This is a genomic window from Vibrio sp. 10N.222.49.C9, from assembly GCF_041474985.1.
Taxonomy (GTDB): Bacteria; Pseudomonadota; Gammaproteobacteria; order Enterobacterales; family Vibrionaceae; genus Vibrio; species Vibrio crassostreae_C.
Map to the genome: position 1 here is coordinate 1 of NZ_JBFRVD010001490.1, position 453 is coordinate 453.

The 453-nt window shown below is 45.9% G+C and carries 1 protein-coding gene; it reads left to right on the plus strand.

Features of this window, described 5'->3' with window-relative positions; translation table 11 throughout:
- On the plus strand, positions 1–453 hold a 453-nt coding region (locus tag AB4585_RS28895; RefSeq protein ID WP_372172224.1), incomplete at both ends, for a glycoside hydrolase family 2 TIM barrel-domain containing protein.

The window sequence follows — 453 nt, forward strand, 5'->3', positions numbered from 1 at the left end:
GTATGTGGTTGATGAGGCCAATATAGAGACTCACGGGCAACAGCCGATGGGAAGGCTGTCTAATGATACCAATTGGCTTGCCGCCTACATGAGTCGCATGACAGGTATGGTTGAACGCGATAAGAATCACCCTAGTATTATTATTTGGTCTTTGGGTAATGAGTCGGGTTTGGGCACTAACCATCACGCTATGTATCAATGGACCAAACAACGTGATCCTAGCAGGCCGGTTCAATATGAGGGTGGGGGGGCAGAGTCTGCTGCCACTGATATTATTTGTCCTATGTATCCTAGAGTGGATATCGATCTGCCGTACTCGGAACATGATCCCGAGCACCTTAAATTTGGTATTAAGAACTGGATCAGCAAGCCAAATGAAACTCGTCCTCTTATTATGTGCGAATACGCTCATGCTATGGGCAATAGCTTAGGAGGGTTTTATAAGTATTGGGA